Below are 4,734 nucleotides of genomic sequence, written 5' to 3'. Positions count from 1 at the left end.
GGCCTGCTGCTGGTGGCGGCCTGCGCCGCGCCGCCGCCCGTGGCGCGGCTTTCCCCGCCGCTCTCCTACCCGCCCAGCGTGCGCGAGCGCATGCTGCGCATCGCGCTGGAGGAATGGGCGGAATGGGGCCGCATCACCCTCGATCCCGGCCAGCGCCGCGCCACCCCCGCCGGCCAGCCCTCGCCCGAGGGCGAGCTGGCCAACTTCCCCCGCGTCCTGGCCTATTGGCGCGCGGTGGACGAGGCCGAGGCGGAGAGCGCCATCGCCCGCAACCGGGTGCGCTACGCCACCGCCCTGTCCCAGCCCGGCGCGCCCTCCTCGCTGTGGAGCGAGCCCGCCTGGTCCGCCGCCTTCATCAGCTACGTGCTGCGCGGCGCGGGCGTCGACCGGCGGGAATTCCCCGCCTCCGCCGCGCATGCCTTCTACATCGACGGCCTGCTGGCCGATGCCCGCGCCTTCCCCGATTCCGCGCCCTTCCTGCCGCGCGACATGGCGGAGTACGCGCCGCAGCCCGGCGACCTGGTCTGCGCCGACCGCTCCTCCCGCCCGCTGCCCGACTGGCGGGCGCGGGCGCGCGAGGCCGGGCAGTTCCGCCCCATGCATTGCGACATCGTCGTGGCCGCCCGGCCCGGCGTGGTCGAGGCGGTGGGCGGCAACATCGCCGATGCCGTCACCCTCTCCCGCTTCGCCGCCGATGCGGCGGGGCGGCTGTTGCCGCGGCCGCCGGGCGCCCCGACATGGTTCGCCGTGTTCGAGAACCGCCTGGGGCGCCTGCCCCCCTGGAGCTGGAGACCCGCCCCGTGACCGACCTGTTCGAGCCCTTGACCCTGCGCGGCGCCGTGCTGCGCAACCGCATCGGCGTCGCGCCGATGTGCCAGTACAGCTGCGGCCCGGACGGGCTGCCCACCGCCTGGCACCTGGCGCATCTGCACGCCCGCGCCATCGGCGGCGCCGGCCTCGTCATCGTCGAGGCGACGGGCGTCTCGCCGGAGGCGCGCATCACCCCGCAGGATGTCGGGCTGTGGAGCGACGCGCACATCCCCGGCCACGCCCAGCTGGCGCGCGCCATGGCCAGCGCCGGCGCCGTGCCGGGCATCCAGATCGCCCATGCCGGGCGCAAGGCCAGCACGGCGCAGCCCTGGGTCGGCGGCCTGGCGCGCGAGCATGGCTGGCAGCCCGTCGCGCCCAGCGCCCTGGCCTTCGAGGGGCTGCACCAGCCGCGCGCGCTGGACGAGGAAGGCATCGCCAAGGTGATCGCCGATTTCGCCGCGACCGCCCGCCGCGCCGTCGCCGCCGGCTACCGCTTCATCGAGATCCACGGCGCGCATGGCTACCTGATCCACCAGTTCCTCTCGCCGCTCTCCAACCAGCGCAACGACGGCTGGGGCGGCGATTTCGCCGGCCGCACCCGGCTGGTGCGCGAGGTGGTGCGGGCGGTGCGCGCCGCCATTCCCGACGATGTGGCGCTCGGCCTGCGCCTGTCCCACACCGACTGGGCCGAGGGCGGCTGGACCACCGAGGAGACCGTCGCCCTCTGCGCCGAGCTGCGGGGCCTGGGCATCGACCTGGCCGACATCTCCTCCGGCGGGCTGGTGGCGCACCAGAAGATCCCGATCGGCCCCGGCTACCAGGTGCCGGGTGCCGCCGCGGTGCGCCAGGGCGCGCCGGGGCTGGCGGTCGCCGCCGTCGGCCTGATCACCGAGCCGCAGCAGGCCCAGGACGTGCTGAGCGAGGGCAAGGCCGACATGATCCTGCTGGCCCGCGCCACGCTGCGCGACCCCTACTGGCCGCTGCACGCCGCCGCCGCCCTCGGCCGCATGGACCGGGTGACGGTGCCGCCGCAATACGACCGCGCCTGGGGCGCGCTGGGCAAGACCGCCGGGCTGCAGGCGGTGACCGGCGAGCCGCTGCCCGCCCTGGCCGGCTGAGCCGCGCCCGCCCGCATGGCCCGCATCCCGGTCACCGCCCGCCTCTCGATCGATGAGAGCGAACTGGAAGAGAGCTTCGCCCGTGCCTCTGGCGCGGGCGGGCAGAACATCCAGAAGGTGGAGACCATGGTGCAGCTGCGCTTCGACGCGCGGCACTCGCCCAGCCTGCCCGAGCCGGTGCGCGAGCGCCTGCTGAAGCTGGCCGGGCACCGCGCCACGGCGGCGGGGGAGGTGGTGATCACCGCCCAGCAATTCCGCACCCAGGCCCGCAACCGCGAGGATGCGCTGGAACGCATGCTGGAACTGATCCGCGAGGCCGCGAAGCCGCCGCCGCCCAAGCGCCGCGCGACGAAGCCGACGCTGGGGTCGAAGAAGCGGCGGCTGGAAGGCAAGTCGCAGCGCGGCGAGACCAAGCGGCTGCGGGGCAAGCCCACCGGGGACTGACCGGGGCATGGCCGCGCCGCCTGTCTCCTCGCCGCCTGGGCAGGGGGGGCGGGATGGGCCGATCCTTGCCGGCCGATCTGTCTGCCGCCAGGCTGCCGCGATGCCCTATGCCGTGACCCTGCCCCTCGACGACGATGCCGCTGACGCGGTGCGGCAGCTCTGGCTGGCCCTGGCGGAGCAGGCCGGTGCGGATGACATGCTGCGCCTTGGCTACCCGCCCCATCTCACCCTGGCCGTGCTGCCGGACACGGCCCCCGCCACCGCGCTGGCGGAGGCGGTCTCCGGGCTGGCGGAACACTGGACCGGTCTTGGCGTGACCCTGGCCGGGCTAGGGGTGTTTCCGGGCGCTCCGCCGGTCGTGTGGGCCGCGCCGGTGGTGACGCCGCCGCTGCTCGCCCGGCATGCCGCGCTGCATGCCGCGCTGCGGGCGGCACGGCCGGATTGCCTGGTCCATGAGCATTACCGGCCGGGAGCCTGGGTGCCGCATGTCACCCTGAGCCAGCGGAGCGGTGGGGCGGCCGGTCCGCTGGTGGAGGCCGCAGGCTCGGCATGGCGCGGCCCGATCCGGGCCATTTGCCGCCGGCTGGAGCTGGTGCGCTTCCCGCCGGTGGCGGTGCTGCGGAGCGAGCCTCTCGCGGCCGCTGCGGCGGGGTAGGCGGGCGGCGCGGCCCCCGCCGCCGCGATGAGTCAGCCCACAGCCGGCTGCGCCGCCGGGTCGGGGCCCAGCACCTCGTCCACCGTGCCATCGGCGATGATGCGGCCCTGCTCCAGCTTGATCACCCGCGTGCACCAGCGCCGCACCACGCCCATGTCGTGTGTCGCGATCACCAGGATGTCGGCGCCGGTCACCAGCCGCGTCAGCCGCGCCTCGGCCTTGGCCATGAAATCGGCGTCGCCCGCCAGGAACCACTCGTCCATCAGCAGGATCTGCGGCGTGATCGCGGTGGCGATGGCGAAGGACAGCCGCACCTGCATGCCGGCCGAATAGCCGCGCGTCGGCATGTCCAGGAATTCGCCGAGGCCCGAGAAGGCGGCGGCATCCGCCTCCAGCGCGGCGATCTCCGCCTCGCTCATGCCGCGATACAGGCCGCGCAGGCGGATATTCTCCCGCCCCGTGCTGTCGGAATCGATGCCGGCGCTGGGGTCGATCAGCGAGCCGACCTCGCCCACCACCTCGAGCTGCCCGGCCACCGGCTCGTAGATGCCGGCCAGGGTGCGCAGCAGCGTCGTCTTGCCGGCGCCATTGGTGCCGACCAGCGCCACCCGCTCGCCGCGGCGGATGTCGAAATTCAGGTCCTGCAAGGCGGAGACGACGACGCGGTTGGATTCGTCGGTCTTCAGCCGGATCGCCGCCTTGGCCAGCAGCCGCTTCTTCAGGCTGCGCGCGGCCAGGTGGTAGAGCGGGAACTCGATGCGGAGCCCACGGGCTTGGATGCTGGCCACGGTGTCAGACCCAGAAGGCGACGCGGTTGCGGAAACGGACGAAGAAGAACAGCGCGACCCCCGCCAGCACCGCGCTGTAGCCGATCGCCGCCAGCCAGACGAGCAGCGACCCGCCGCCCTCGATCAGCGGCCCGCGCACCAGCTCCAGCATGGTGTAGAACGGGTTCAGCGGCAGCCACTTCGCGGCCGGGCCGAGCAGCTCCGGCTTCCAGATCACCGGGGTCAGGAAGAAGGCCATCTGCATGACATTGGCCACGATCGGCCCGATGTCGCGGAACCGCGCGCAGACCATGCCGAGGAACAGCGAGGCCGAGAGCGCGTTCACCGCCAGGATCGCCAGCCCGGGGATCAGCAGCAGCACCTCCATCCCCGGCCAGTGCCAGACCAGGGCGAAGACCAGCAGGATCAGCGGCAGGCTGTGCGCCGCGTTCAGCGCGTTGCGGAACACGCAGCGCAGCGCGTGTACCGTCAGCGGCAGGCGCAGCTGGCGGATCACCCCCTCGGCGCCGGACAGGCAGGTGGTGGCGTCCGACACCATCGCCGCCAGCGCGTTCCAGACGATCAGGCTGGTCGCCAGGTGCGGCAGGTAGGTCGCCAGGTCCATGCGGAAGAGCTGCGAGTAGAGCAGCCCGAGCCCGCCCACCATGGCGGCGGTGGACAGCGTCACCCAGAACGGCCCGATCACCGAGCCGCGGTAGCGGTTGCGCAGGTCCAGCCGGGCGAGCGCCCAGGCCAGGCGCCATCCGGTCAGGCCGTCATGGAGATCGGCCAGGGCGCGGCCGCGCCGGTCCGGCTGGCTGGCGTCGATGCGGTAGGTGGGAAGGGCCGCTTGCTGCATGGCGGCGGGTCATACACCGAGGAGCACGCCCGCCGCCAGGGTGGCGGTCATCCCGGCCCCGGCGGCGGGCCGCGCGCGGCG

At 74.2% G+C, this 4,734-nt stretch carries 6 protein-coding genes; 4 read left to right on the top strand and 2 right to left on the bottom strand.

What is annotated here, in order from left to right; genetic code table 11:
• The 4 genes from HMPREF0731_RS23630 to HMPREF0731_RS07375 form a co-directional block, all read left to right on the top strand.
• On the top strand, nucleotides 1-804 hold an 804-nt coding region (locus HMPREF0731_RS23630), incomplete at its 5' end, for a DUF2272 domain-containing protein (protein WP_157136004.1).
• Nucleotides 801-1,928 carry an NADH:flavin oxidoreductase/NADH oxidase gene (locus HMPREF0731_RS07385; RefSeq protein ID WP_007003438.1) on the top strand — a complete coding sequence of 376 codons (1,128 nt, stop codon included), beginning with the start codon at nucleotides 801-803 and terminating at the stop codon, nucleotides 1,926-1,928. The genes HMPREF0731_RS23630 and HMPREF0731_RS07385, both read left to right, overlap by 4 nt.
• Before the next feature lie 15 nt (nucleotides 1,929-1,943).
• Nucleotides 1,944-2,372, top strand: a complete 429-nt coding sequence (gene arfB, locus HMPREF0731_RS07380) for an alternative ribosome rescue aminoacyl-tRNA hydrolase ArfB (protein WP_007003437.1) — start codon at nucleotides 1,944-1,946, stop codon at nucleotides 2,370-2,372.
• Between the two features lie 100 nt (nucleotides 2,373-2,472).
• Complete coding sequence (locus HMPREF0731_RS07375; RefSeq protein ID WP_007003436.1) at nucleotides 2,473-3,027, top strand: 2'-5' RNA ligase family protein; 555 nt, start codon at nucleotides 2,473-2,475, stop codon at nucleotides 3,025-3,027.
• 32 nt (nucleotides 3,028-3,059) lie between these two features.
• On the opposite strand, the gene HMPREF0731_RS07370 is transcribed toward HMPREF0731_RS07375, so the two are convergent.
• On the bottom strand, nucleotides 3,060-3,815 hold the full coding sequence (locus HMPREF0731_RS07370) for an ABC transporter ATP-binding protein (RefSeq protein ID WP_007003435.1): 756 nt from the start codon (nucleotides 3,813-3,815) through the stop codon (nucleotides 3,060-3,062).
• 4 nt (nucleotides 3,816-3,819) lie between these two features.
• Complete coding sequence (locus HMPREF0731_RS07365) at nucleotides 3,820-4,653, bottom strand: ABC transporter permease (RefSeq protein ID WP_007003434.1); 834 nt, start codon at nucleotides 4,651-4,653, stop codon at nucleotides 3,820-3,822.
• Nucleotides 4,654-4,734: the final 81 nt, after the last annotated feature.

This window comes from Pseudoroseomonas cervicalis ATCC 49957 (genome assembly GCF_000164635.1).
Lineage (GTDB): Bacteria > Pseudomonadota > Alphaproteobacteria > Acetobacterales > Acetobacteraceae > Pseudoroseomonas > Pseudoroseomonas cervicalis.
Note: the sequence above shows the minus strand (reverse complement) of the source record. Positions and strands in the feature narration are given on the sequence as shown.

Bases quoted from the DNA above. Each gene is read 5' to 3' on its own strand.
- HMPREF0731_RS07365 (WP_007003434.1), bottom strand. From the start codon at position 4,653: ATGCAGCAAGCGGCCCTTCCCACCTACCGCATCGACGCCAGCCAGCCG.
- arfB (WP_007003437.1), top strand. From the start codon at position 1,944: ATGGCCCGCATCCCGGTCACCGCCCGCCTCTCGATCGATGAGAGCGAA.
- HMPREF0731_RS07375 (WP_007003436.1), top strand. From the start codon at position 2,473: ATGCCCTATGCCGTGACCCTGCCCCTCGACGACGATGCCGCTGACGCG.